This is a genomic window from Tepidimicrobium xylanilyticum (assembly GCF_900106765.1).
GTDB classification, from domain to species: Bacteria; Bacillota; Clostridia; order Tissierellales; family Tepidimicrobiaceae; genus Tepidimicrobium; species Tepidimicrobium xylanilyticum.
The window spans coordinates 1-24,076 of sequence record NZ_FNNG01000020.1 but is presented as its reverse complement, the minus strand read 5'-3'; the positions used below and the strand labels follow the sequence as shown (position 1 = coordinate 24,076).

General features: G+C 31.5%; 38 protein-coding genes. All 38 read right to left on the bottom strand.

Annotation, left to right across the window (positions count from 1 at the left end; all coding sequences use genetic code 11):
• Positions 1-263: 263 nt before the first annotated feature.
• The gene (locus BLV68_RS14290) at positions 264-725 is read right to left on the bottom strand and encodes a hypothetical protein (RefSeq protein WP_093754018.1); all 462 of its coding nucleotides are present in this window, start codon (positions 723-725) and stop codon (positions 264-266) included.
• A gap of 3 nt (positions 726-728) precedes the next feature.
• Positions 729-1,061 carry a DUF3467 domain-containing protein gene (locus tag BLV68_RS14285; RefSeq protein WP_093754984.1) on the bottom strand — a complete coding sequence of 111 codons (333 nt, stop codon included), beginning with the start codon at positions 1,059-1,061 and terminating at the stop codon, positions 729-731.
• A 774-nt stretch (positions 1,062-1,835) separates the two neighbouring features.
• Complete coding sequence (locus tag BLV68_RS14280) at positions 1,836-2,237, bottom strand: hypothetical protein (RefSeq protein WP_093754982.1); 402 nt, start codon at positions 2,235-2,237, stop codon at positions 1,836-1,838.
• Positions 2,183-2,368: a hypothetical protein gene (locus BLV68_RS15320; protein WP_143035300.1), complete on the bottom strand. Its 186-nt coding sequence runs from the start codon at positions 2,366-2,368 to the stop codon at positions 2,183-2,185. Before BLV68_RS15320 ends, BLV68_RS14280 begins: the two co-directional genes overlap by 55 nt.
• 144 nt (positions 2,369-2,512) lie before the next feature.
• A complete protein-coding gene (locus tag BLV68_RS14275; RefSeq protein WP_093754980.1) occupies positions 2,513-2,803 on the bottom strand; it encodes a hypothetical protein in 291 nt (96 codons plus the stop codon).
• Positions 2,804-2,809: 6 nt separating this feature from the next.
• Positions 2,810-3,568, bottom strand: a complete 759-nt coding sequence (locus tag BLV68_RS14270) for a glycoside hydrolase family 25 protein (protein ID WP_159428720.1) — start codon at positions 3,566-3,568, stop codon at positions 2,810-2,812.
• A 4-nt stretch (positions 3,569-3,572) separates the two neighbouring features.
• Entirely contained in the window at positions 3,573-3,659 is an 87-nt protein-coding gene (locus tag BLV68_RS16380) for a hypothetical protein (RefSeq protein WP_399263453.1), read from the bottom strand.
• On the bottom strand, positions 3,656-3,823 hold the full coding sequence (locus BLV68_RS15315) for a BhlA/UviB family holin-like peptide (protein WP_200773807.1): 168 nt from the start codon (positions 3,821-3,823) through the stop codon (positions 3,656-3,658). The genes BLV68_RS16380 and BLV68_RS15315 overlap by 4 nt, the downstream gene beginning before the upstream one ends.
• Positions 3,824-3,867: 44 nt before the next feature.
• Positions 3,868-4,287 carry a putative ABC transporter permease gene (locus BLV68_RS14255; RefSeq protein WP_093754974.1) on the bottom strand — a complete coding sequence of 140 codons (420 nt, stop codon included), beginning with the start codon at positions 4,285-4,287 and terminating at the stop codon, positions 3,868-3,870.
• 187 nt (positions 4,288-4,474) lie between these two features.
• Complete coding sequence (locus tag BLV68_RS14250) at positions 4,475-4,660, bottom strand: Spo0E family sporulation regulatory protein-aspartic acid phosphatase (protein ID WP_159428719.1); 186 nt, start codon at positions 4,658-4,660, stop codon at positions 4,475-4,477.
• 166 nt (positions 4,661-4,826) lie between these two features.
• A complete protein-coding gene (locus BLV68_RS14245; RefSeq protein WP_093754970.1) occupies positions 4,827-6,284 on the bottom strand; it encodes a LamG-like jellyroll fold domain-containing protein in 1,458 nt (485 codons plus the stop codon).
• 163 nt (positions 6,285-6,447) lie between these two features.
• A complete protein-coding gene (locus BLV68_RS14240; protein WP_093754968.1) occupies positions 6,448-6,648 on the bottom strand; it encodes a hypothetical protein in 201 nt (66 codons plus the stop codon).
• 39 nt (positions 6,649-6,687) lie between these two features.
• Positions 6,688-7,116, bottom strand: coding sequence for an SPRY domain-containing protein (locus tag BLV68_RS14235; protein ID WP_093754966.1), 429 nt, complete (start codon positions 7,114-7,116; stop codon positions 6,688-6,690).
• Positions 7,117-7,178: 62 nt separating this feature from the next.
• Positions 7,179-9,161, bottom strand: coding sequence for a phage tail tape measure protein (locus BLV68_RS14230; protein ID WP_093754964.1), 1,983 nt, complete (start codon positions 9,159-9,161; stop codon positions 7,179-7,181).
• Positions 9,148-9,372 (bottom strand): hypothetical protein, encoded by a 225-nt coding sequence (locus tag BLV68_RS14225; protein ID WP_159428718.1) that lies wholly within the window; start codon positions 9,370-9,372, stop codon positions 9,148-9,150. Before BLV68_RS14225 ends, BLV68_RS14230 begins: the two co-directional genes overlap by 14 nt.
• Before the next feature lie 119 nt (positions 9,373-9,491).
• Complete coding sequence (locus BLV68_RS14220; RefSeq protein ID WP_093754960.1) at positions 9,492-9,896, bottom strand: hypothetical protein; 405 nt, start codon at positions 9,894-9,896, stop codon at positions 9,492-9,494.
• 14 nt (positions 9,897-9,910) lie between these two features.
• A complete protein-coding gene (locus BLV68_RS14215) occupies positions 9,911-10,744 on the bottom strand; it encodes a hypothetical protein (protein ID WP_093754958.1) in 834 nt (277 codons plus the stop codon).
• Positions 10,744-11,025: a hypothetical protein gene (locus BLV68_RS14210; RefSeq protein WP_093754956.1), complete on the bottom strand. Its 282-nt coding sequence runs from the start codon at positions 11,023-11,025 to the stop codon at positions 10,744-10,746. The genes BLV68_RS14215 and BLV68_RS14210 overlap by 1 nt, the downstream gene beginning before the upstream one ends.
• Positions 11,022-11,543, bottom strand: a complete 522-nt coding sequence (locus BLV68_RS14205) for a hypothetical protein (protein WP_093754954.1) — start codon at positions 11,541-11,543, stop codon at positions 11,022-11,024. The genes BLV68_RS14210 and BLV68_RS14205 overlap by 4 nt, the downstream gene beginning before the upstream one ends.
• Positions 11,544-11,551: 8 nt before the next feature.
• A complete protein-coding gene (locus BLV68_RS14200; RefSeq protein ID WP_093754952.1) occupies positions 11,552-12,097 on the bottom strand; it encodes an HK97 gp10 family phage protein in 546 nt (181 codons plus the stop codon).
• Positions 12,098-12,388, bottom strand: a complete 291-nt coding sequence (locus tag BLV68_RS14195) for a hypothetical protein (RefSeq protein ID WP_093754950.1) — start codon at positions 12,386-12,388, stop codon at positions 12,098-12,100.
• 8 nt (positions 12,389-12,396) lie between these two features.
• On the bottom strand, positions 12,397-12,978 hold the full coding sequence (locus tag BLV68_RS14190) for a hypothetical protein (protein ID WP_093754948.1): 582 nt from the start codon (positions 12,976-12,978) through the stop codon (positions 12,397-12,399).
• Between the two features lie 8 nt (positions 12,979-12,986).
• Positions 12,987-13,226, bottom strand: a complete 240-nt coding sequence (locus tag BLV68_RS14185) for a hypothetical protein (protein WP_093754946.1) — start codon at positions 13,224-13,226, stop codon at positions 12,987-12,989.
• An 11-nt stretch (positions 13,227-13,237) separates the two neighbouring features.
• Entirely contained in the window at positions 13,238-14,182 is a 945-nt protein-coding gene (locus tag BLV68_RS14180; protein ID WP_093754944.1) for a hypothetical protein, read from the bottom strand.
• A 30-nt stretch (positions 14,183-14,212) separates the two neighbouring features.
• Positions 14,213-14,941, bottom strand: coding sequence for a hypothetical protein (locus BLV68_RS14175; RefSeq protein WP_093754942.1), 729 nt, complete (start codon positions 14,939-14,941; stop codon positions 14,213-14,215).
• 14 nt (positions 14,942-14,955) lie between these two features.
• Positions 14,956-15,375, bottom strand: coding sequence for an XkdF-like putative serine protease domain-containing protein (locus BLV68_RS14170; protein ID WP_159428717.1), 420 nt, complete (start codon positions 15,373-15,375; stop codon positions 14,956-14,958).
• Between the two features lie 17 nt (positions 15,376-15,392).
• Positions 15,393-16,325, bottom strand: coding sequence for a phage head morphogenesis protein (locus BLV68_RS14165; RefSeq protein WP_093754938.1), 933 nt, complete (start codon positions 16,323-16,325; stop codon positions 15,393-15,395).
• On the bottom strand, positions 16,291-17,907 hold the full coding sequence (locus BLV68_RS14160; RefSeq protein ID WP_093754936.1) for a phage portal protein: 1,617 nt from the start codon (positions 17,905-17,907) through the stop codon (positions 16,291-16,293). Before BLV68_RS14160 ends, BLV68_RS14165 begins: the two co-directional genes overlap by 35 nt.
• Complete coding sequence (terL, locus tag BLV68_RS14155) at positions 17,904-19,418, bottom strand: phage terminase large subunit (protein WP_234949938.1); 1,515 nt, start codon at positions 19,416-19,418, stop codon at positions 17,904-17,906. The genes BLV68_RS14160 and terL overlap by 4 nt, the downstream gene beginning before the upstream one ends.
• On the bottom strand, positions 19,396-20,046 hold the full coding sequence (locus BLV68_RS14150; protein ID WP_093754932.1) for a hypothetical protein: 651 nt from the start codon (positions 20,044-20,046) through the stop codon (positions 19,396-19,398). Before BLV68_RS14150 ends, terL begins: the two co-directional genes overlap by 23 nt.
• Before the next feature lie 514 nt (positions 20,047-20,560).
• Positions 20,561-20,731, bottom strand: coding sequence for a hypothetical protein (locus BLV68_RS15555; RefSeq protein WP_159428716.1), 171 nt, complete (start codon positions 20,729-20,731; stop codon positions 20,561-20,563).
• A 38-nt stretch (positions 20,732-20,769) separates the two neighbouring features.
• Positions 20,770-20,955 (bottom strand): hypothetical protein, encoded by a 186-nt coding sequence (locus tag BLV68_RS15310; protein WP_143035299.1) that lies wholly within the window; start codon positions 20,953-20,955, stop codon positions 20,770-20,772.
• A 386-nt stretch (positions 20,956-21,341) separates the two neighbouring features.
• Positions 21,342-21,863 carry a hypothetical protein gene (locus BLV68_RS14140; protein WP_093754928.1) on the bottom strand — a complete coding sequence of 174 codons (522 nt, stop codon included), beginning with the start codon at positions 21,861-21,863 and terminating at the stop codon, positions 21,342-21,344.
• 34 nt (positions 21,864-21,897) lie between these two features.
• On the bottom strand, positions 21,898-22,083 hold the full coding sequence (locus BLV68_RS14135) for a hypothetical protein (RefSeq protein ID WP_093754926.1): 186 nt from the start codon (positions 22,081-22,083) through the stop codon (positions 21,898-21,900).
• A 494-nt stretch (positions 22,084-22,577) separates the two neighbouring features.
• Complete coding sequence (locus BLV68_RS14130) at positions 22,578-22,763, bottom strand: hypothetical protein (protein ID WP_093754924.1); 186 nt, start codon at positions 22,761-22,763, stop codon at positions 22,578-22,580.
• A gap of 373 nt (positions 22,764-23,136) precedes the next feature.
• Positions 23,137-23,328 (bottom strand): hypothetical protein, encoded by a 192-nt coding sequence (locus BLV68_RS14125; RefSeq protein WP_093754922.1) that lies wholly within the window; start codon positions 23,326-23,328, stop codon positions 23,137-23,139.
• 20 nt (positions 23,329-23,348) lie between these two features.
• Entirely contained in the window at positions 23,349-23,690 is a 342-nt protein-coding gene (locus tag BLV68_RS14120) for a DUF7694 domain-containing protein (protein ID WP_093754920.1), read from the bottom strand.
• 85 nt (positions 23,691-23,775) lie between these two features.
• Positions 23,776-24,076, bottom strand: a 301-nt coding sequence (locus BLV68_RS14115) for a DUF1064 domain-containing protein (RefSeq protein WP_093755222.1), incomplete at its 5' end; no start/stop codon positions are given.

Here is a 24,076-nt window from a genome sequence, read left to right as displayed (position 1 = left end):
ATCCATTTTCATCTATGTATTTTACGATAGCATCAAATAGTTTAGATTCTTTTTCATTTAGCATGGTCATTCCCCCTTTAAACATATTATATACGAACGTAAGTTCTGTGTAAAGGGATTAAATAAAAAAGGTAGGATTTTGCTTCCCTACCTCTATTTATACCATATATAATTCTGATCTCTCTACATTCTTAGGGAACATTTGATAGTTTAACAAGGAAAAATCAAAATCATTAACAATGATATTTTTAATCTTTTTCATATTAGCCAATAATTTTTACAAGTATTGCTGTTATTACAGATGTAATTATTGGAGCCATAATATATGATTTCCAAAAACTACTCCTTTTATCTATATTATCAACATCTGTTTTTATTTCTCCGACTTCTCTATTTAGCTTATTTAAACTATCTATTACATTATCTAGTTTATTACTTAACATATCTATTTTCTTATCATATTTATCATCTAACTTAACTAAATGATCCAAAATTCTATCTATATCCATATTATAACCTCCAAATTGGGTGGAACTATTTAAAGATTCCTCATATAAATTATATATGTCTTTAACACATTTTATGTACCCAGCATTATAAAATCCATTAAGTAACAACCTAAGTGATTTATTGTCCAAGATATACACTTGACTAGAATCTTTATTATAAGTTACATATTTATAATCCATATTATTTTTTACTATATATTCTTCTACAGTAGCCATTAATTATTCCTCCAATAAATTAAGGCTTTTTAAGAAATTATCACTAACGTTTATTTCTCCAAAGTTTTCTTCATATTGTTTAATATTTTTTTCAAGAATCATATTAAATATTTTTGCATGTTGAGGGCTCATCACAAGCCTAACGAAGTTAATAGAATCAGCACCTTGACCATCAAAACTGGGATACTGTTCTCTAAAAAGAAATTGAAAATCATAATAACCAAATGCTAAGTTTACGGAATTAGTATACACAGTAAAAACATCTTCATTTTTTAGCTCCATTATATCATTAATTTGAGCATTTTGATCGTTAGTTTTAGCATTATCCTGATTCATTATATTGTTACCCCCTTTCCCAACTTATATATACAATACGATACAAAATAAATAAATCCTTTTTTAATTTTGCGACATTTACTGACATAAGAAAAAAACCAGGGTTTACTCCCTGGAAAGATACTTAATTCCTTATAGGTAGTCTAGTAATTCGCAATGGCTGAAAAATTTGGAACAGATGAAATAGAAGCGTTTTAGCTCCTTAAAGGTATGCTAGTAACTTGTGCATATAAATTCAAATCATTAGATGCAACAACATTTCAATTCCTTATAGGTAGTCTAATATTAATACTATATATTTTTTGTTTTTTGTCAATTCATTTTATTCCACTAAAAAAGAGACAGGATTTTAGTTCCTACCTCTTGGATATGTATTATATATTTTAAAAACATAAAAAACAACTCGTTTAGATCAATGAGTGTTTTTATATATAAAACATGGTACCAATGCAACGGCTGTCAATACAGACAGCTTATGCTTACGAACTTTAGCACATTGCATTGGGGTTTACCCATTAAAATCTTTATTCATTGAAATATTATAGAACACATAACTGTAATAGTATATTATACTAAATTATTAATAATGTCAATAATTTTTTGCGAATGCGAAAAGATTCATTGTTAAATATTATACAACTTTCATTTTTCCAAACTTACTTCTAGGAAATTCTTCTATAGCATTTATTTTACTAGAAATAATGTCATAATAAGTTTTATTGTTATATTCATAATACAAGTAAATAGCATTTGCAACATAATCTGCTGCTTGTATTATATACCCATTTTTGCATCCGAATTAATATATTGAACACCTAAATCTAATTTTAAAAGTCTCTGATAATTTAAGTGTATTTTTATGTAATCTGCAAATGAATTAAGAGATTTTACTTTTATTGTTCTATTGTCCAATTTTAATTTAATTTTACTATTACTATCTTTTTTAGTAATAATATCATCTAATAATAATTTAATTAAATAATTATAAAAACAATTTTTATCATCAAGTAAATCAGGATACACATAATGCAAGTCAGCTACAATATATGATATAGAAATATATTTTGAAACAATGCACTCTAATATATGATGTTTTAAAGCTGGATAAGCATTTGAAGCTTTTATCTCATTACTACCGCATTTAATTTCAGGAAATATATTCTTGGCTTGCCCCATTTTTTCTTCATAATATTATGAACAGATTTCTCATTATATGTATCTACACAAGCTATAACAAAATATCTACCATCTGAGCCTAGATTCCCAGATTCATCAAATGCTATTGTTCGTATCCTCTGTTCTGGCAACTCATTTTACCTCCAATTTTTTACTTTAATAACTGTATATTATGATAATATTATACCACATTATGTCAAAAACTTTTTCTCAATAATACAAAATATAATATCAAATAAAAAAGGCCAGGCATTTCACCTGGCCTCTATCATACACTATTTCTTTTTCTCTGCCTTTGGATCTACACTATTCTCATAAGCACCCATTGCAGCTATAGCTACAATAATTGAGTTTATAGCTGTAAGTATTACTCCTTCTATACCTTGTCCATTTCTTGCAAATACAAATGTAAGTACTAATGAAATAATAAATGTATAAACTTTTACTGCTGCATCACCATACCTATTTTTCACTAGTGATTTTGTGAATTGGACAATGATGGAAACTGTTGCTACAAGGCCAGCAAATGTGGCTAAAGTTTCCATTGTGATAAAGTCGTTATACATATTATTTTACCTCCTTAGCTCTTTTATCATCGCAACAACCTGCTCTCTAGTTGCTAATCCTTGAGGATTTCTGCCATCTGTAATTCCTTTTTCAATTGCCCAATTCCAATCATCTTTAACCCAGTCTGAAGGTTTATCTTTTTTCATTTCATCCTTTTTGTCCACCTTTACCACTTCTTTTCCTGTAAAAAACTCTAATGGTTTAGTACCCATCAGTCGGTTTAAATCTAGATAACCCGAATATCCTTCTAATCGGCCCTTATCAGTGTATTGGTGAATATCACATGGAAAGCTAGGTTGACTTGTAACTTGTCCATTGTTCTTACCATAGTGAGGAATCCAGATTGCATCAAAATCCTTCAAGTCAAGGTTTAACTGCTTATATAAGTGATGAGCAATATATGCTGCCACTTTCTTGACTCCTAGTTTTCTAAGTTCATCAACGTATGCTTTAATTCCTGCCCTCATGTCTTTGATTGATATTTCCTCCACATCCAGAAACCAAAATGTAGGATTGAATTCTTTAGTACGATTATAAAAATCTCTAGCCTCTTGTCTCATATCATTAATAGAAACCCCTCTAACCCATGCATATGCAGCTGTAGGTACGCCACGTTTTTGGAATTCTCTTTGGTGAGTTTTATAACGCCTATCAATGGTCCTGGAACCATATTGTGTACGAATGATTACAAGTTTAACTTGCTTGGCTAGCTTATCGTAATTCATGTTCGCTGGATTCTGATGGTGACTAATATCAATAATCATCCTTTCACCTCCTCTGCAATTCATCCTTGATATAGCTGACATCCTTCTGGATTGTTTCAACTACACCATATTTTTTAGATAGTTCTTTTATGATTGTTTGGTTTTCATATATGGTAACCTGATATTTTTCTTCTCTCTCTCTATGTATTGCTTTTCTCTGTTTTTGCTATCGTAGAGTACATAGATGAACAAAAACACATAGAGAGCAGCCCATATTCCATTGCTTGTTGCTAGTTTGAATAGTTCACCTTCCATATAGCACCTCCAAATTTGCATTAAAAAAGCTAGGATAACCTAGCTTAAATAATTTTATATTTTGGTTTTTCTTCTCCAAACAACCAGTATTTTAAGTAATCATAGAGAAATATGGCTGGTAAAGAAAGAAAAAACCATAATATACTGTATTTTAAACATATTTGCCCCATAAAATTGAACTTATATATGCTATAGTCCCAAATATCCCACCCTAATCTTATATTAAAAATTAAACCAAAGAGTAGCTCTAATGAAGTTATAATTAAACAAGCTATCACCTGCTGTAATAATAGAGATTTTCTAAACCTAAAATATTGTTCATTTATATAGCCTATTGATATGAAACACAATCCGCCAAGAAAAAACATTGCTAAATAGGAATAACCTCTCCACAAAATTTCAATGCAATAATATAACGTTCCACCAATTATAAATAAAATTGAATACTTAATTAGTTGTCTCATATCCTACTTCCTTTACACTATCTTGATTAATGATTTTACATTATATAGTGTAAAAGATTTTTCTTTAAATATTCGTAAACAAGATTGTAAAACCTTTCTAAGTGTCTATTAGTTGCAATATTTGCTTATTACACTTCTTAGGTTTACAAAATAAAAGAACCTGCTTTAAGCAAGTTCTCTTTATACTCTACTGTTTCTTTAACTCTTCTAGATGCTTGTAATATTTGGTTATATACTCATCTAATTCTTGACTTTTTCTTATAGTCTCTTCACTAATTCCCTGCTCTTCTATTAAAAGTTCAAGTTCGGCTCTAAGTAATTCGATATGTTTTAATATGATATCAATTTGCTTTTCAATCTGTTTTTTATCCATTTCATCCACCTCTGATTTAGTTTGCTGAGGTAGATGAACTTTTATTCCTGAATATAAAAAATACATCCTACTATAATTCATAATATTAGAACATATACCTGTTTTTTAAAATTTGAAAGAAATAGGTACAGAAGTGATTAATAGCATGAATTAGCCAACAATTTTATCAACCTTGATAATTCACTTTATAAGATCCGTTTTTATAGAAGGTAATGTATATATGTTCATTGTCATATTCATAATCATAATCTTCAAGATGCTCAGCCTTTCTCCATCTTCCATGCATGTCCATTTCTGTTTCTAGCCTGTCTACTTCAGCTATGTCGTTTATAGATTCTATTTCAAGGTAATAAGCAAATCTAATTTTATCGTCTACTATAATATCATTCCATTTTTCCCCTATGGCATTAAATTCATCTGGAGTTAATCCTTTTTCTTCTATTTCTTCTAGGTTGTTAATGTCTACTTTCTCAGTTTCTTTGCCATTGTAAATTAACCATGTTCTACCACTATCTATACTAAATATAATCTTTATATCTCCACCATGATTTTTATTTGTATATACAGTAAAATTGTGTATTCTTTCAAGCATTCGCAGCACTATGTCTCCAACAGGCAAGATTAATTGTGCTTTTGGATGATATGTCACTTTTATTTCATGCCCTACTTCAGAGTTTATTAATATTTTGGGGTTATTTGATTCCATTAATGGCCTCAAATCCCTGAAACCTTTGATATAAAGCTGAGGATTATGCTTATCTGTCAAGCATATTATTTCTGGATCTTTTAGCCTTGAAATTGGTTTAATACCTTGTTCATTTGGGGTTAGTAAAGTAGATAAATCAATTATCCCATAATTTTCAAAGTTTTCTATTGCAAGCTCTACTTCTATAAACTGGTTATCTAAATAAGTGTAATATTTATCTTCTGCTTTTAATAGATAGAATTTAGGTATTGGGTCTATTACTTCATTATAAATTTGAACATTTCTTAAATTACCTTTAAAACAAGCTGTATATTTTTCATTAAAATGTCCCGTTTTACCTATTACTAAATTCATAGCTTGAATAGAAGTTTCTTCTGATAAAGAAGCGCCACTATAAATAGGAGTCTTTAAATCATCCACATATATTTTTACTCCATTTCCATTAGTAGTACCATCCCAAGTTAATAAAACTTTATGCCATTGACCATCGCAATAGTCTATATCTAAATAATTTATATTTATTCTTCTATCACTTGCAAAAATATTACCACTATAATTTATCCAACCAATACAACCTTTTTCATTGATAAATATATAATCCCCAACCCCTCTAATACCATTAATCGTTCCATCACTATAAAGTCCAACACATAAAATAGCCATATCTCTATCTAATTTACTATCTGCTTTAAATTCAAAATATATACTTTTCTTTCCTATAGGTATAACTTTATCATTAAATTGAATATAACTATTATTTCCATTAAAGCAAATTCCTTCTTCACCTTGATAAGTTAAATTATATGGTGTTCCAATATGACTTCCTTTACCATCAATAATATTTCCACTTTCTTCATCACACTTAAACCAAGCAACACCATATTTATCCATCAAATATTGAACCCATCTCTCATTCATTAACTCATTCACCTGCTTTCTTTATCAAATTATAAATTATCAAATTATAAATTCTTATTATTTCATGTTTTATTCAATAGAGAACAATTCAACAACCTCGCACTCGGTTATAAGTACTAAATCTTATTATAAAACTATATTGTTTATTAATATCCTCTTCTAATTATTTAATTGCTAATACTTCTATATCTTTAAAGCCAACTAATTTATAGCTATACAGTTGCTTTTCATCTAAACTCTCATAATAATTAATTGGTACTTTCTTATCAAATTTACCTATAATGTCAGCTAGATTATCTGTTCCATAATTAATGAAATCTTCCTCATTTGGAAATCCTTCTTTAACCTCTTCTAGGCCTTCCATAGTAGTTTTTTTAATTTTATTACCATCCTGAACAAGAAATTATATTTTAAAAGGTGTGAACCAACTTGCATTATCCACATCATAAGGCAAATATCCTTTTCGCTTCAATTTTTGCCATTCTACTGGATTAGAAGTTATTATGTTAAATTTTGTAATGCCAAAATTAGCTGTTGTTATACCGCCATCTGAATTACCACTGCCCACAGCAGGATACACTTCCCCACTCCAAGGAATTTCCCCTTCTACTATAAATTGTCCATTTTTATAAAATCTAGCCATTCTTGGTGAACTATCTAAATCTAATGCTATACCTAATGTATCTCCTGTTGTATATGCTAGAAGCTCAGTTATTAATGCCTCTCCAGTTTTAAACAATTTACCTATTTTATTGTCAACATAATAACCAAATGCTACACCACCATCTATAGAAGACCAAGGAGAACGATTAACATTTTTTTTGCTATCCATAATTAGAGCACTGTAATTTATATCATCATATTTATCAATATATGTTTCCCAATACCATTTCCCTACAGAGTTTTTTTACTTCTTGCACTGCCTTTCCCACTAATAAGCTCTTCAATGTCATCAGGTACTTGAACATCTATTTCATGTGGTTGCTCTTCTTCTGTTTCTTCATCTTTAGTTCCTCTACCTTCTAAACTATTAAAAAGTTCTTCATCTAAGGCATCATTTTCCGCTTCTATATCTACTCTTGTTTTTTTGTTGCTTAATTCATCTAACTTGTCTATTGTTTCATCGATTTCGCTTCTTAATCCTTTCAAGGCTCTGCTAGATGTATTTGCTGCTACTCCAATAACATCTCCTATGATAGGTATCCAACCTAAAAGAATTTTTAAAAATTGGAGTATTAGGTTTACTCCCCAAACAATCTTTTCTACTAACATTAGAAATACTACTCTTAAAGCTAAAAGAGCCCTTGTACCTATATTTTCCAGATTCTCAAATCCACCTATTAATTTTATAATCCATAACAATAACAATCCAGCAAGTGTTATTATAAAACCGATCGGGCTAGCATTTTGTGCTGCATTTAATGCCCATTGCGCTTTAGTTAAAAGTCCTATAGCTCCTGCTACCGTTTCTATAACATGGGCAACTGCAGCAGCAGTTTTAAATATTATAAATGCTTTTGCTAATCCCATAACTACATCTATAGCGGTAGATAAGTTGTTATCTATGAAATATGCTAATTTATTTATTCTTTCAATTACACTATCAATATTAGTTAACATATCATTAAATTTAAGGATAATTGTAGCTATAATACCTCCAATGCTTCGGGCAAGACTATCTAACGCTTTGTTTTCATCAAGCCTATCAAGGGTTTCATCAACTGCATTTATTGCATCTCGAATTTCTGGGAAATATTTTTCTGCTATGTTAATTTTAAATACACTTATTTTTGCTCTTATTCCTTCTAGCGCATAGGATATCGTTCCACTCATCTTGTCAAAAGCTTCTTTTGTAGCCCCTGCAGCATTAGCCATAGCTTCTAAGTCTTCTGTAAATCTTGAAGCACTTTTCCCTGTTAAAGATAATGCAGCATTCCCTGCTTCTGCTGAGTTAAATAAGTCATTTATCTCTACTTTAGCTTTTTTAGCAACTTGCTCCATAACAGTTAATGCATCTTGCAGGTTGTGTCCTTCTGCTATAAACTGTCTAAATGTTTTTCCTGTTGCTGCGCGGAATACCTCACTAGCCCTTGTACCTTGTTTTGAAAACTCTAAGAACATTCTACCTATTTGAGTTGTTGCTTGAGCTGTTGGAGTACCAGTTGCTGTCAATGTAGCAATGGCAGCTGAAACATTCTCGAATGGCACCTCTAATGCTTTTGCTGCAGGTAAAACGCTATATAACTGACTTGTTATTTCTTCAAAAGTTGTTTTACCTTTCCTCATTGTTGTAAATATTAAGTCAGAAGCCTTCTGAGCATCTATAACCTCTGATCCATAAGCATTGACAACCGAAGTAAGAACGTCAACAGAAGTTAGCATGTCGGTAACTCCACCGATGGATGCCCTTCTTGCAGTTTCTAGAAAATCAAACATTTCTTCTTCAGGAACGGAAGCAGATATGGCTGAATACATTGCAGGGAAAATTTCTTGTGGCAATATTTTCATATCTCTTGCTAGACGTTTTACATTTTCGGACATTTGATTTATTCTATCTTCTGTTATATGTGGTAATAAAGTAGTAACTTGAGCTAAGCTTTTTTGATAATCAACAAAATACATGAAGTTGTCTTTTCCGGCTCCAAATAACTTCTTGGCTACATACCCTACTGCAAGTTTTTTTAATGTAGCTGTTAGTCTTTTTAAGCTCACTTCAAGGGCTTTTACGCTCTTGTTTGCCTCATCAAAATCAACTTGTTCAGATGCTTTTTCTCCTGCTTCTCCAATTTCTAAAGTAGCTTTTGCTGCTGACTTAACATCATTTTTAAACTTACCTAAAACAGCCTCAAATATTACTCTAACTCTATTCTCCTGCATTCATATCACCTATCCTTCCATACTGCTTCCGTTTGGATTTCAGATTTTCTAAGTCCTCTAAATCGCCAATTATATCCTTTGATGAGTTACCATTGATAATATCATCCAATCTCTCTATAAACTCTTTAGGTTCTCCCGTATGAACTGCAGTAGTTAGCATTTGAAGTCTTCTTAATTCAGTTATGGCCTGATTTTCTTTTCTTTTTTTCATCCTTTTATATAGCTGCATAAACTCATAAAAATCTAAACTGTCTATATAATCAATTGTCCATTTATAATCGTGAATCATATTTTCTGTAGCTGTGTATATAAAGTCTCCTGCTAGCTCCTCTAGACTTTTGGAACTTCCTTTATGAACTTCTCCTGTGGTTGAGCTTGAGTAGTCATCACCTGATTTAAGTTGTGAAAAAAATTCTTTACAAATTTTCCTTTTATTCCATTGTAGGCTACTATCTCTTTAATTAAGAGTATTGCATCTAAGAACTCTAAATCATCAAAGTTATCTTGGGTAAAATCAACGGTAAATTGTAGTACATAGTCTTCAAAAAATTCTATATTTTCCATGATTGCTTCCATTAATGAATTAATAAGTTCTTCATCAGTCATTTGCCTATTAAAAAAGAAATCAGCTACCTCTGTGATTTTGGTAGCTGTATCTTTAATTAGATTTTTGACTTCTTTAACTTTAGCTCTTCTGATTTTAATTTCTTTATCTCCAATTTTTACTGTTTTCATATTTTACCTCCTATCTATACACTATGAACTGTAAGAGTAGTAGAACTTGAATAACCTATTAATTGAGCTTGTATTACTACTGTCCCAGTTGTAACTCCTGTAGCAACTGCTGTGTTGCCTTCTAGTTTAATAGTTGCAATTTCAGGAGCAGAGCTAACCCAATTAGCCTCTGAGGTTAGATCTTCCGTTGTGCCATCCTCATACATCGCATTACATTTGAAGTTTATCATTTCCCCTATTTTTATTTCAGGATTAGCTGGTGTGATCCAAAAAGATACTATTCTCTTATTTGGTTGTTTATATTTAGTGTACTCCCCGATTCTAAAAAGTTGATCTCCTTCTGGTCTAAAATCATCTGGGAAACCTACAAACTCACAAGGTATTACCCATTCGTTTTCTAATTCATAAGCTAACTCTAGGTTAGCTTTGTTTGCGGCCCTATATATTATTACATCTTTATCAGTCCTTCCTACTCCAGCTGATACTGGATGTACTCTTAACACTCCTGCCCTATTCCCTAACCTTAACCCTGGTCTTCTTCCAAACGTAACAGCTTTTATTTTTCCACCTTCTTCTTCTTTATCTGCTGTGGGTACTACTGCAGCTATATGTTCAAGGGAAGTATCTAATAAATTAGTAGTTACTTTTACTGTTTCACCAATTAGAATACTATCTAGCGGAGTGTTGCCTGTTTGGTCAGCAGTAATATCATAGTACTCCGGTTCATATGTTAGAGTTGTCCCATCTTTCGTTAGGCCTAAATAGATCGGGATGTCAGTTCCTTCTGGTGTAAATGTTATATCAGCTACCCCTATATTAATCTTTTCAGATAACCTTCTTTGTGCCACTATTTTTTACCTCCTTCCTTTTTCTGAGCAGCTTCTTCTGCAACTTTGACTACTTCCTCTCTCCTAGTTTTATTTTTTAGCACCTGTTGCTGGACCTTTCTAGCTTCATCTTCATCTAAAACTTCATAAGCTAAATTGAGATTTATATATGCATTTGCTTTTTCTTCTTCCATTTCAACTATAGCACCATCTTCAATTATTTTTGTCTTGCCATCCTCGTCTTTATAGACTACATTTCCAGTAGGCCCTAATCCTCTAAAAATAATTCTCTTTTTCTTCATACTAACCCTCCTCTAAAGGTTCTAAATGCTAAATAATATTCTATGTGTATAATATAAGCTGGTATCTCTAATGCCCTAAATAGCTTTGTTTCAGCATTATCAAATGTCAATCTCGATACTGTGCTTGTTATTATCTGGCCACCTGCTTCTTTTTCTGTAGGCTCTATTTTAAAATCATCTATTGTTTTGTGATTCATAAATATATTAGCTATTACTTCTGCCTTTTGTATAGCTTCTACTGGCGTGTCCTCAAATTCTCGAAATGTATAAGGATATAGATAATAAATATCGTAAGTATATTGTTGAGTGTAAACATCCAATGCTATATTGCTATCAACTAAATCATTGCAGCTTAAATTTATAATAACTGCTGGTAGGTATTCATCTAGTTTTTCTGGTGCAGGCAGTATTGTAAAATCCCCTACAGAAATATTTTTCGCTACCTCTATAGGTAGCTTTCCATCTAGTAAATTTCTTATTTTGTTGGCTATTTCAGTAGTGTAAAAATAATTTTTCATGAAATCACCTAATTTTTATTAATGATATTTGAAACTTCCTCTACAAACTGATCCTTATATTGGTTAAATGGCTTTTCAAAATATTTAGCTGGTGCAATATGAACTTGTAATCCTCCTCTATCTGGTTCAACTATTTGCCCTGTACTTGCTAACCTATATACTCCGTCAATTGATTCTATAACTTTATTCCTTACAGCCCACTTAAACAATGTTGGTGCAACTTTGAAAGGTACAAAGAATGGCACAGTTCTCTCTGAACTCTTTGTAGGATGCTTTACCCCTTCGTGAATATATTGAGCATATTTTGTACCACCGTTAACTTCACCTATAATTCTATCTATATAAGCATAAATAGAGTGCTTAATTGAATTTATAAGCCTTCCAGTATCTCTGTAGCCAGATTCATCAATAATTTTCTTTGCTTCATTTGAAATTTTATTTGTGTATTTATTTACTACTCTAATTGCTTTTTCTGTTAATTCCTCTCCATATTTAGAAAATAATTTATCTAATTTATCTTGATTAACTACTATTTTAAAATAATTATAAGCCATCTATATTACCTTCTTTTTAACTTTGTAGCTCCTGTGGTGGACATTAAATCCAGTGGCTATATACTCATCTTCTACCATATACTCTTTACCAGTATATTTGTCTTTGATTATATCTCCAGTTTTAAGAATAACATCTGCTTCAAACATGATTTTTTCATCTTTAACAATTCTACATATTACATCTTCTATTACTGACTCTTTAGCTCTCATTTGATTCTTTTGAGTCCTATTTGAAGTATTTTTCTCCATAGGATATATGTCCACTCTATGAATTAAACCATTCTCATACATACTACCACCTACAATAGCATAGCTCTTACTTTGTTCGAGCTTTCTTCTGCAATATTTGCATCATCTTCGATAAATCTATCAAGCCTTGATAATATATTTTGCATGGTTTCTGTGTTATCCGCTAAAGTGTATGAATAGTCTTCCCATTGCTCTGACTTTACTCTATATATATTATTTGCATTTACTATACTTTCCTTAAATAGCTCTAATAACACTTCCTTAACTATTGCTGGTATTTCTTCATAACCATAAGTGTATTTTATATAAACAGCCTTTTTCCTTTTCTGATATTTTGATATATCTTCAAATTCAATTGCATTTTTCTCTGGATAAACATAGTAATCTTCATTTTCTACTAAAGTAACACCGAAAACTTTTAATTCATCGACATGCAATAAAGGTTTCTTTAATGTTTTAATCTTCCTTCTTAGATCAGTAGTCCATTCAGTTCCAGTAGGTATAAATTTAGTATTGCAGTATTCATCTATAACTCTGCTTAAATCTATTAACCTTTTCACTATAAACTCATCAGGTAATTCTTTAAGTGCTGCTACTCTTGAATTCTTGATGTCTTCTACAGTAAGATACATATAATCACCTATTTCTTTTTGCTAGCTTTGGATTTTTCGTATTTCTTCTTCTCCTCACTAGTTTCTTCTTCTACTTCCCTTTGTGTTTTTACTTTTATTTTCTCTTTACTATCCTTCACTTCTTCAAATACATATTTTCCTAACAAATATTCCCCTAGTTCCTTATCTACTTCTATCTCTCTATTTTTTTTAGTAAATAAAAAGGGGTGAGCATAGTAACTCCCCCTCCCTATAAATCTAATCTTCATCTATATCACTCCTATATAGTTTCAGGGACATTTTCAATCATTACAGCAGCTTCCTTTTCCATGATTATTTGATCCATATCCAAGTGTACAGCGTAATATCTTGTATCTCTCATTACTGCTTCTTTACCTTCTATGGTTTTTCTTAGTTTGATATTGTAAGTAGTTACTGTTGTGAAATTGCTAGGATCTGCTAATATGATTTTGCCATCCGGGAAGTTTGGAACTATTGCCCATTCAACATTTAATGGATTTAAATTATCTCCGTTTAATATGGCCATGTCACCTGCTGTAGTTTCTTTATTCTTTAGGTATTCTAACCAAGTAATGTATGTTTTGTTATTTGCTATCCATTTATAAGTAGATTTGTTGAAGTATTTGCTTGGAAGTATTTTTAAAGCTGTAGTAAATATATCATCTACAAATTTACCATTACCTAAAGTGCTAGCATCTAGTATATTGGATCCCTGCCCTAACTGTTTTACTATCCCATCTAAAATAGTTATAAATTCCGCGTCTGGTCCTGTGTAATCTGTATCGCCATTAAAAGCTAAGTCTAACATATCAACTCTTACTTGTTTTGCTATCATTTCCATGAATATATCTTCAAATCCTTCTCTTTCAATGTTCTCTCTAATGAATTTTTCAGTAATTTCAGCACCAAGAACAATATCCACTGTTGAGTAAGGTACTGCCCCAAGTACTGGTTCAGCATAATCGCTTTCTAAAGGCATTTCGCCTTCAGCTTTCTTTCTTAATAATCTTCTTCCGATACCTAATTTCTCTATACTCCCCTTAGTAGATACTCTCATTTCATGTCTAAATTGCCCTAGAAAAGAACTATCATCAAATATCATTTGCATAAACCTTTTGGATTGCTCTGGATTAAGCATTCCATGTTGTTGGCCTGTGACCATAGTTCTACCTTTTTGTATTACCTGTTTATTATTTAGGTTCATTATAATTCCTCCTTAATTAATTTTGAGTTCTTATATGTCAATTCCAGCAAAGATGCTAGTTGACTTATTAATAGGACCTACATCATCTATTTGCTTTGATATACCTTTAAAGTTTTCTATTTTCTCAATTCTCTCATTTAAAGGTGCTATTGCTTCTTTGATTGCTTTAGCAATATCTTCCTTTGTTATATATTCAGTCTCTTTTTCTATGCTTTCATCACCTTCTTGATTAAGCTTTTTTTCTAATATGTCAATTCTTTCTTTTATTGGATTTAATGATTCATTTATAATTTCTATAAGTTCCTCTTTTTTCATTTTTTCATTGCCTCCTCCTTCTTTCCTAAAAAATTTTTCTGTCTTTTTAATACTATTAATACCTTTCATTTTGGCTTTAAGGTAAGCTCCATGCTCATCTATTGCAGTATTTAAAGCCTCCTCCTTATCCTCAATGTCTGAATTTAAAATGTCCTTCATTACCGACACTAAAATATCATTAACTCTCCAAATATTATCCATTACTTCATGTGTTGTCATTCTTTCTTTAAAACCTTCAAACAGCTTATTGTCAGCTTTTCTTACCTCACCCCCAATGAAAAATGATTTAATAGCATTAAAAAAACCTGTAACTTCCTTGATTTGTTCATTATCAGAAGTTTCAGGTTTAAAATCTTCTGCTTTATAGATTTGGATTTTTTGTCTATTAGCTCCTTTTTTTACAAGGCTAATGTAATCAACATCTACATCTGTCATTCTAGGCATTGATACCCTCCTTCCTATATATATACAGCCCTCCCACCTATGGAAAAGCCTGTTATTTCACCTTTTAATACTTGCTTCCAAGTTTCTTCATCTGTTACCTCTATTGCTGCACACCAATCTCCCTTCTTTGCCCCAATATCAGGAATATCAACTTTTGCAATATAATTTTCCACTACATGGCCATATCCTCCTTTTTCGTTGTGCTGCTTATCTACAACCTTCCCTTTGTTTATAGCCAATTTTTTAGAAAACTTATGACAAGCCTTTTTTACATCTTCTTCCGTCATCCAATCCCCTTGGCTATCAACATAATCTGTTGGATTCCCATATTTATCAAATTCCTTTGATGGTCTATAGACTACACCTTCTACTATCCTATTTTCTTTATCTATTTTAGCAATACTTACTTCAAAACTTTTATTGATCTTATGCAATTTATCACCCCACAAATTTAAAATATTAATCCTTTAAAGCTGCTCACCTCTTTTTCATATTCTTCCTTTGTTAAATAAAACATAGTACATCTACAATTCACAACATTTCTTGCACTTGCCCCTAAGCTAACATCTAGAGGATACATGAGCAATTCTCCTCCTACTGTGAAGGGTTCATCTATTTTTCTTACTTGACCATCTGCCAAAGCATGATTTAATCTAGTCCTTCCATCAGGTACTGCACTCCACTTTTTACCATAAATGTTATCGTCAAGCTTCCAGGCAGTAAAATCCGCATAATTACAAGCTGATAATAGCTCCGTCCTTGCAATTGTTTCTGCCCTTTCATAACTAAATAAATAATCGTTGTAAATAAGTTCTGCTATCTCATAAGTTCCTAATCCTTCTTCATATCCCTTTACTAATAACTCTTTTACTCTTTTTTCTGTGGTTTCAGCTACTTGCTTTGCCCATTTTATTTTCTTATCCCTTAAATAATTTCTGGTAAGCACATCGAATTTATTGAAGTTGAATTTCAATCCAATGTCATAGGCGGCTGCTTTTGCAGCTTCTATAATCAGAAAATCCCTTATTATTTCATCATAAAATTCTTCTAATTCATCTATCGATTGGTCTATCGTTCTTTCAATTATTTTCTTTATGTTTTCATTGATTATTCCATCATATCCATCAATTAATTGTTTTTTAGAATTGTCTTCATCTTTTGTTTTTGTTATAAAAATATTCTTACCCTCAATTATTTCCCAATATTGCTTAGCATACTTTTTTAAGAACTCTAATATTCCCCTAGTAATGTCTATATAACCCTCTAATGCAATTGAGTACCAAGGTTTGTTTTTCTGATATTTAAGATAGTCTTTTGCATTTATTTCTATTAGTTTATTTAGTGTTTTATCAATAGACTTGTAAATTTGACTTGCTTTGTTCATCTTCCTCTTCCTCACCTAAACAACTTTTAATTTCTTCTAACATTTCATAAAGAATGACCTCTGTCCTTGCTACCTTTTCTATTTCTTCAGCTCCTGTGGTATTAAATTCATACCTATCTGTCATCAATTTTAGCTTTAGTAGCTCTATAGGTATGTTCCCAATCTCTTCAGGAAATGGCTCAAATTGTTTATTCAGTAACACTCCTAAAGGTTCTATCAACATATTTGGTGTTACTGCTCCTGCTCTTATAAATGGATCGAGTGCTGTGACTTTTTCAGTTATATCTCCAAAGTCTGGTCCTTTTAAAGTCATTTCCACATATTTTATTCCTAACTCATTATTGATAATTGTATTAAATACACTCGATATATCTTCTCTTTCTGGTGCAAATATCTGTTCTTCTGCAATTTGCTTTGCTACTTCTGCTGTTGCCCTAGTATAGTCTGATGATTGACCGGTAAATATAGGTGGTAACCTAAAGCAATCTCTCACCTTTTCTCTAGTGTACTTCTGGTATTCTTGGAATAGAGCATCCTTGTTCATGGCATCAGCAAGCTTTTCTATCTTTGTAGACACTTTGTTTTTGTTATTTCCATCTATAGAAACAAATTCCCCATCTTCAAATGGAGCAGTTTCTAGTAGTAATAGCTTGAATGCATTTCCAAGACCTTTTCCTTCTCTCAAAGCCTCTACACTTTCTTCTGTTAATTGACCACCATCCACTATTATTGCCGCAGGAAGAATTGTCCCACTTTCAAAATAAGTAAAGTTTAATATCTCACTAGCTCTATTTCCTATGATATCCACTAATGCCCCTGTCCATCTAGGTATCCCATAATCGGTTGTAGGATCATGTATTGGAAAAAATGCAATTTCTGTAGCACGCCTTTCCTCAGGTACTTTTTCTCCATATTCTCCGGTTTGATAATCCATTTGCCTTGGATCACCGAATTCTTTAAAATAAACTTTCTTACCTCCTATTATTTGAACAAACTTTTTAAACTTTTTATAGTATGTTTGAGTAATATATTTGCCTTTATCGTCTTTTTCCAATACTTTAAATTCAATAGGTTTAGATTCATCTTTTGATTGCTTTACTATTCTGATATTAGCTGCTCTAGCATATTCAATATGACTTACTTCACCTTTGCCATCTCTCATTACTTCTACAGTACCCCACCCTATACTTTCTCTGTCTATAACCATTTTTTCTATAACTTTCTTAAATGGCTCTGTTGGGTTGATGTACTTATATAACCTTGTAAGTTTGTCCCATTCTCTGTCTGCTTCTCTTTTTATCTCTTTATCTTCTGCATCATAATCAAAATCATTTTTGTATTTAATTTCATGGCCAAATTTTGCTATATTCGTAGCCATTGCTCTAATATATTGCTTTAAATAGGAGCTTTCCTCCACTATCCTCAGTAAATCTCTAGGTTCATAAGGAGGAGGAAGTACATCCCCATACAATTCATCAAAGTTTTCTAACTGCTTGGAACTTGTAACTATTTTTTCCTTTGCTTTCTTATTTATTTCTATATATCCAGGTTTACCTGTACTTTTTCTTTTCTTTTTTTTCATTTTTTCCTCCTCACCCCTCTGGGTCTTGCATTTTCTCCCTTATGCCTTAATTGAGTCAAAACTATTCCTGCATAAGCTGCAGTATCTACTTGGTCGTCATATTTTCCTGTTGGAAATGTAACTAGTTCACTTTCCCATTCTTCAAGCCAATAAGAATTCTTTCTGTGATAGACTTTTCCATTTTCATATATAACCATTATTGTGGCTGCCCTAGATACCTTATCAACATCAGCTTTTAATTCTTTTATAGGTAATCCCTTTCTTATTAAATATTGTTTTAGGGCAATTCCTGTATTTTTAGTTTCTATTGCTTGAAATAAAGGTTTCTTTTCATAATATCTTTGTTGAAATACTTTCTCTTGTTCTGGAACCTCTATTCTATCTCTGAACACATCATCAACTAATAAATCATTATTAGGAGTAACTATCCAATCAGTAAGTACCGTATAGTCAGATGATTGTTTTTCACTTGAAGCAGTATCAGCAGTTTGAAATCTCCAACACTTATCCTTAGGAATTGTTACATTACCTTCCGGTGTATGTAGGATGTAATAATCGTCCATCTCTTCAAAGTACCTAAACCATCTTCTTTTGAATTTATTTCCTTCTGCTGGTGCCGGCCTTTGCTGATATAAGGCATCAAACCAATATGATCCTAACGTTCTTTTAGTTTCTCTTAATGTTTCAATAGGAAATCTTTCTGGCCATAATGCTTCACCTGGTAATCTTTCCAAAGGATCACTTTCCTCCGCTATAGCCGGAAGGTTTATTGCTTCCCATGAAATTATGTCCAATCCTTTCTGTATATCTTCCTTTTCTCTTTCTAGTAACCTCCCAACAAGATCATCTTCATGCCATCTAGTCATGAGAATTATTATAGAGCCTCCAGGAGCTAACCTTGTATAAAATGTAGTAGTGTACCAATTCCATACCTTTTCTCTTATGGTTTCTGAATTGGCTTCCTCAGCATTTTTAAAAGGGTCGTCTATTATTCCTATATGCATTCCTCGACCAGTAATAGGGCCTCCAACACCTGCAGCAAATAATCCCCCTCTATGTCCTTCCAGTCCCCATCTTCCCACAGCTGCGCTATCTTTGGCTATACTTATTCCAAACAACTCACTATGGCTAAGTAATGTGTTCCTAGCTATTCTGGAATGATCATATGCTAAATCTGCTGAGTATGAAGATAGAACTATTTCATGTTCTGGGTTTCTTCCCAAATGCCATGCTGGAAACTTTTTTGAAACTACTTCTGACTTACCATGTCTAGGTGGCAAAGTAATAATAAGTCTATGTGGTATTCCTTTGGCTGTATCCTCTGAAACCTGTTGCAGCTTAGAAGTAATTAAGTCAAGGTGTTTAGCGGTATGCCATCTACCTTGACTATCATAAATCATGAAATCTTTAAAGTTGTGTATTGCGTTTTCTCCTTCATTTTTCTCTTCTAACTTTTCTATCTCATAATCTATTAAATCAAGTATCTTTTTAAGGTCGTCCATTCCTTTCACTACTTTCAAGTAACATCCTCATCCTTGAATCATTCTTTATCTCTTTTAGTATTTTTAGCGTTAGCTCTGGATTTTCTTTTTTAAACTCTTCTATAAATAAAGAAACAAATTCTTGTAAAAGACTAAAATCATAAATTTTAGTCTGTAATTCGGCTAAGAATCTGTTGTTTTCTCTAACTTCTTTAGTCAATCTGGTGAAGTCTAATATATTATCTGATATTTGTAATGCCACTTGAGTGGCAAAGTCTAAAGAAGAAATTTGCACACCATTTTCTTTTAATCTTATCGCGCTTTCCTCTACTTTTTTTATTAATCCACCTATATCCTGGATTGAATTTAGCTTTTCTAATACTTGATTTGATATTTCCAATTGGCTCTGAATAATGTCATAACTATAATTAACAGATTTCATAACTCTTCTTTTATCTTCTTTTATTACTTCTACTGCCATTTCATCTACTTTTTCTTCGTACTTATCAAGAAATCTTTTTACTGCCATATCAGATAATGTTACTTTATCTTCTTTTTTAACGATATTAGCTATCTCGTTATAGGTTTTGCCCCTATTTCTTAACGTTATTACCTTCTCTTGAAGTCCGTATTTTTCTATTTTGGTTGGTCTTGCCATACTATCACCTTATTAACATCATAGCGTTTGAAATAACGTTATTTTTTGCATAAAAAATAACTTCGAGTAGATAATCTAATCTTTAATTAATTAGACTGTCTACTTTGGAAGTATCATATCAACCCCTGCGGAAAGGAGAAGTCCTCTCCAACCCAAATATATGTTATCTTAATAATTGAAAATTTATAAGAAAGATTGATTAATATGAAAACAAAACCAATCAAACTATCACCTAAAAAAATAGTTATGGGAATATATCAAGTTATACAGTAAATATTGGTACAAATGAGGCTCGTGAATGTGGTTTCGTAGATTCAGATGGTAATATTTTCCCCTATTGAGAAGATGATTGACGCTATCAATAACCAAATTATAATAAAGCTTAAAGAGGACTGATATAATAGTCCTCTTTTGCTTTAAACTCCAAAAAGCATGTTCTAGTAATTAGTAACTTCACATTTCACGTTTTCACCTCATTTGTTGCATGAAAAAAGATCCTATAGGGATTATCCACTTAATTCATATATTTTTTTGTTTTTTTGTTATAGTTAGTTAAAATATCCAATACAATAGATATACCAGTGGATAATTCAAATATTATATTATCAATAGCCTCAACTGTTGCATCATCATCCCTATACTTATCTCTTAATATGTACAACTCTCTTATAGCTCTTGTAAACATTATATCAACCCCCGTTTTATATTACCCAATTTTATGTATTATCCCCACTTTATTTGTTTAATTCTTCTTCCTTTTCTTTTATACGCATCATGTTGCATCAATCTCTCTGGCCTATCCCCAAGCTTAATTTCTTTATCTTTTCTCTTTTGCTGCCTCTTACCTACCTTTTTAAGTTTCCTGTATGTCTCTGTATCTTTAAATTTGATTATATCCTTTATTCTCATATCTCTTTCCCCCAATCTAGTCTTAATCCATCTTTTTTGCATCCAGGGCAAATATTTTTGCCTACATTCCCATCCTGTTTCCTGATAGTGTAAATAATGTGCTCCCATCTGGGTTTTGCTAATCTATAATCACAATATTTGCTTTTACCTTTATCATAGGTATCACCTCAAATAAAAAATCTCACCTGTAAGGGACAAAAGGTGAGATTTCAATAATTAGTTATTATTAATTCTTTATATTTCTGTTTATCCTTGTGTTCTTTTGATACTGAATAGCTCACTTCTACTTCCTTTATATTAAATTTTGCTACAATATCATGCTAACATATTTATTTATAAAAAGCAGGGAAAAATCAGGTAATTTTCAGGTGCTTTTTAGGTATTTTTTAGCTCTTTATGATTTTGAATCTCATATAATAAGGTTCTAATATTTTTGCTAGTAGATTTAACGTCTCTTTATTTATCTTCTTTAATCCTTCATATGTTATATAATTCTGTTGCCTAAATTTATCATTGAAGCTAATTTCAATATCTCTCCAAAACATATTTTCAAAGTATTTGCATTCTATGATGAATCTCTGCTGCATTGTTAAGGCTTCTAATGCACCATCTATCTGCTCTAGTTCTATTTGATATGGATATATTCTAGAATGCTCGTCTTTAATCCATTGTTTTAATATTTCTATGGCTTTTTCTTTATCTGTTACTGCCATCTCTACTGGCGATATTTTACTTCCTGTACTCTTAGGCATTCCAAGTTCTATAGGTGAACCTAGAAATATATGTGTAAATGATTCTGGATTGTTGATTGCTTTTTTATAATTTTCTATCCTGGCCAAAGTTGTCTCTACAATTGATTTTTTTCTCTTATAATCTTTTAATGCATTTTCTATAACTTTTGCATCCATATCTAGCTCTCCTCCTCATAATGGGATTGAGGCGTCAACTTTTTTTGTTTTTCTCAATGCTTTCATCAACTATAATGAAAAAGGACACCTCAACTATATCTCTATAGTCAAAGCGTCCGCCATCTAGGTATGGTAGGACTAATATTCCAAAAGTTTCATCTAACTCATCTTTGGACAAATCAATTAACTCATGTATATCATCAATTATAGTTTTGCTCATGTTTTTGTCTCCTAGTTTCACTAATAATCACATAATATATCTAATAATTTCTGTACTCATTACTTATTTATTAGTTTGACTTCTTCTTTTTCATATCGATATTAAGAATCCTCAAGTCAAAACAACTTTTTTCTTTTAATTCAAACACTTGGCAATTACTAAACCTAACATCACCAATATAAATAGCTCTTATTTTTTTCATATAGTTTCCCTTCTCTAATTCATATAATAATCATAAAACTAAATTGCATCTTTAGTAACACTTGCCTACTAATTATCATATCTTATAGTAAGGCTAGTCCAGCCTTTAATATAATTGAAATGAGGTGTTCATTATGAGCAACCTGTTTGCTGGTGGTAGAGAACGTAGAAGAAAAAATGACTTTGATAATTCATTACTGTTCTTCTTTTTGTTACTGGTAATTCTCTTCACTGAATGTTATTAAATTTAGTATGCTTTGAGAATCGGGGAGAAACCTCGGTTCTCTTTATTGTCAATACACATTCTTTCTATTTTTTAATGTGCAATTAGTATCTAACCTTCCATTATGAACTTTCAACTCTATAGTGAAGAAATCAAGGCTTCCCATATTTTCTGCTGCATCTAAAGTATCCTCAATATATTCTATCATTTCGTTTCTAAGGTTTTGTTTTTTTGTTTTTGAATACTGATTATTCATCTCAATAGCTTTCCCTCCTATCTTTCTAATATATTTGACATGTGTTTTTTTATGTTATTTACTCATATTTCTGTATTTTCCTATTGCACCATTCATCCTCCTGCTTACAATACTTTATTGTACACATAATCACACTTATATGCTAATTTCATATTCTATTATAGGAGTACATACTCCCCAATAATTTAGCAAGGTGGTGTTAATTGTGAGTGACTTTTTAGAAGGTGGTAGAGACAGAGATCATAGAAGACATTGTGACTTTGATAATTCTTTGTTATTCTTCTTCCTACTGCTTATACTCTTTTTCTCCAAGGATTTTTGTTGCTAATGATTTAAATAGTCGGGGGTTTTACCCCGACTTTCTTTTTCGCTATCAATACACCTTCTTCCTGTTCTTTAATATACAATCTACATCTAATCTATCCTTATGTTTTTTAATCTCTATAGTAAAATAATCAAGGCTATCAGCTTTATCTAGCACATCTATAAGTTCATCTATGCTTTTTTCTAATTCCCTTTTTAAGTTTTGCTTTTTTGCTTCTGCAATTCTTTTATTTATTTCCATGGCTACCCCTCTCCCTTTATTTAAACGAATTCTATGGGTGGTGTTGGAATTTCTTTATTTATAGGTCTCCATAAGTGTAAAGTATAAGGATGAATGTTCACATATTCACTTTTTCGTGGATGATACTGAGCCACTACTTCTTCATCTTCAAAAAATATATCCTTTACCATACACATTTCATCCCAAGTAGGAATTTTATTTCTATGGCTAACTGATACATGTTCCCATTCCCCACTCCAACTAAACACGAATGTTAATGGCCGTTTTGATATAGGAAGGTGTATATATCCCATCATTCCATCCATGCCTTCTTCTATTATTTGTAACCGTCCATTTCTTCTGATTTCTTCAATTTTTCTCATATTGTCCCTCCTAACTCACCATCTTATGCAATTTCTTTTATATATTTTTCTATTGATTAAGCCATCTTTCAATTTCATCCCCCTTTTACTTAACCACTTTTAGGCTCAAATCAGGGTATTTATACTCAAACAATTTTCGTTTTATTTTAAATATTTGGGTTTCTACCCCTTTTATGTCAACAACATCTGTTGTTCCATCATTGTTTACTATTACAAAATCAGCAATGTAAGTTATTGGCTTAAATTTTTCTCCGTTTTTTTCAAATCCAGGTTGCAAAACATATCTAGGTTGTAATCCAAAATCTTTTATTTCTCCAGCTTGTTTAAGTAGTTTTAACCTGCAATAATACTCTGCTTCTTTCTGACTATCAAACTTTATCCCATCC

Coding starts and splice junctions, on each gene's coding strand:
- BLV68_RS14290 (WP_093754018.1), bottom strand. CDS start 725: ATGGCTACTGTAGAAGAATATATAGTAAAAAATAATATGGATTATAAA.
- BLV68_RS14285 (WP_093754984.1), bottom strand. CDS start 1,061: ATGAATCAGGATAATGCTAAAACTAACGATCAAAATGCTCAAATTAAT.
- BLV68_RS14280 (WP_093754982.1), bottom strand. CDS start 2,237: ATGGGGCAAGCCAAGAATATATTTCCTGAAATTAAATGCGGTAGTAAT.
- BLV68_RS14275 (WP_093754980.1), bottom strand. CDS start 2,803: ATGTATAACGACTTTATCACAATGGAAACTTTAGCCACATTTGCTGGC.
- BLV68_RS14270 (WP_159428720.1), bottom strand. CDS start 3,568: ATGATTATTGATATTAGTCACCATCAGAATCCAGCGAACATGAATTAC.
- BLV68_RS15315 (WP_200773807.1), bottom strand. CDS start 3,823: ATGGAAGGTGAACTATTCAAACTAGCAACAAGCAATGGAATATGGGCT.
- BLV68_RS14255 (WP_093754974.1), bottom strand. CDS start 4,287: ATGAGACAACTAATTAAGTATTCAATTTTATTTATAATTGGTGGAACG.
- BLV68_RS14250 (WP_159428719.1), bottom strand. CDS start 4,660: ATGGATAAAAAACAGATTGAAAAGCAAATTGATATCATATTAAAACAT.
- BLV68_RS14245 (WP_093754970.1), bottom strand. CDS start 6,284: ATGAATGAGAGATGGGTTCAATATTTGATGGATAAATATGGTGTTGCT.
- BLV68_RS14240 (WP_093754968.1), bottom strand. CDS start 6,648: ATGGAAGGCCTAGAAGAGGTTAAAGAAGGATTTCCAAATGAGGAAGAT.
- BLV68_RS14235 (WP_093754966.1), bottom strand. CDS start 7,116: ATGGATAGCAAAAAAAATGTTAATCGTTCTCCTTGGTCTTCTATAGAT.
- BLV68_RS14230 (WP_093754964.1), bottom strand. CDS start 9,161: ATGCAGGAGAATAGAGTTAGAGTAATATTTGAGGCTGTTTTAGGTAAG.
- BLV68_RS14225 (WP_159428718.1), bottom strand. CDS start 9,372: ATGAAAAAAAGAAAAGAAAATCAGGCCATAACTGAATTAAGAAGACTT.
- BLV68_RS14220 (WP_093754960.1), bottom strand. CDS start 9,896: ATGAAAACAGTAAAAATTGGAGATAAAGAAATTAAAATCAGAAGAGCT.
- BLV68_RS14210 (WP_093754956.1), bottom strand. CDS start 11,025: ATGAAGAAAAAGAGAATTATTTTTAGAGGATTAGGGCCTACTGGAAAT.
- BLV68_RS14205 (WP_093754954.1), bottom strand. CDS start 11,543: ATGAAAAATTATTTTTACACTACTGAAATAGCCAACAAAATAAGAAAT.
- BLV68_RS14200 (WP_093754952.1), bottom strand. CDS start 12,097: ATGGCTTATAATTATTTTAAAATAGTAGTTAATCAAGATAAATTAGAT.
- BLV68_RS14195 (WP_093754950.1), bottom strand. CDS start 12,388: ATGTATGAGAATGGTTTAATTCATAGAGTGGACATATATCCTATGGAG.
- BLV68_RS14190 (WP_093754948.1), bottom strand. CDS start 12,978: ATGTATCTTACTGTAGAAGACATCAAGAATTCAAGAGTAGCAGCACTT.
- BLV68_RS14185 (WP_093754946.1), bottom strand. CDS start 13,226: ATGAAGATTAGATTTATAGGGAGGGGGAGTTACTATGCTCACCCCTTT.
- BLV68_RS14180 (WP_093754944.1), bottom strand. CDS start 14,182: ATGAACCTAAATAATAAACAGGTAATACAAAAAGGTAGAACTATGGTC.
- BLV68_RS14175 (WP_093754942.1), bottom strand. CDS start 14,941: ATGCCTAGAATGACAGATGTAGATGTTGATTACATTAGCCTTGTAAAA.
- BLV68_RS14165 (WP_093754938.1), bottom strand. CDS start 16,325: ATGAACAAAGCAAGTCAAATTTACAAGTCTATTGATAAAACACTAAAT.
- BLV68_RS14160 (WP_093754936.1), bottom strand. CDS start 17,907: ATGAAAAAAAAGAAAAGAAAAAGTACAGGTAAACCTGGATATATAGAA.
- BLV68_RS14150 (WP_093754932.1), bottom strand. CDS start 20,046: ATGGCAAGACCAACCAAAATAGAAAAATACGGACTTCAAGAGAAGGTA.
- BLV68_RS15555 (WP_159428716.1), bottom strand. CDS start 20,731: ATGTTTACAAGAGCTATAAGAGAGTTGTACATATTAAGAGATAAGTAT.
- BLV68_RS15310 (WP_143035299.1), bottom strand. CDS start 20,955: ATGAGAATAAAGGATATAATCAAATTTAAAGATACAGAGACATACAGG.
- BLV68_RS14140 (WP_093754928.1), bottom strand. CDS start 21,863: ATGGATGCAAAAGTTATAGAAAATGCATTAAAAGATTATAAGAGAAAA.
- BLV68_RS14135 (WP_093754926.1), bottom strand. CDS start 22,083: ATGAGCAAAACTATAATTGATGATATACATGAGTTAATTGATTTGTCC.
- BLV68_RS14130 (WP_093754924.1), bottom strand. CDS start 22,763: ATGAATAATCAGTATTCAAAAACAAAAAAACAAAACCTTAGAAACGAA.
- BLV68_RS14125 (WP_093754922.1), bottom strand. CDS start 23,328: ATGGAAATAAATAAAAGAATTGCAGAAGCAAAAAAGCAAAACTTAAAA.
- BLV68_RS14120 (WP_093754920.1), bottom strand. CDS start 23,690: ATGAGAAAAATTGAAGAAATCAGAAGAAATGGACGGTTACAAATAATA.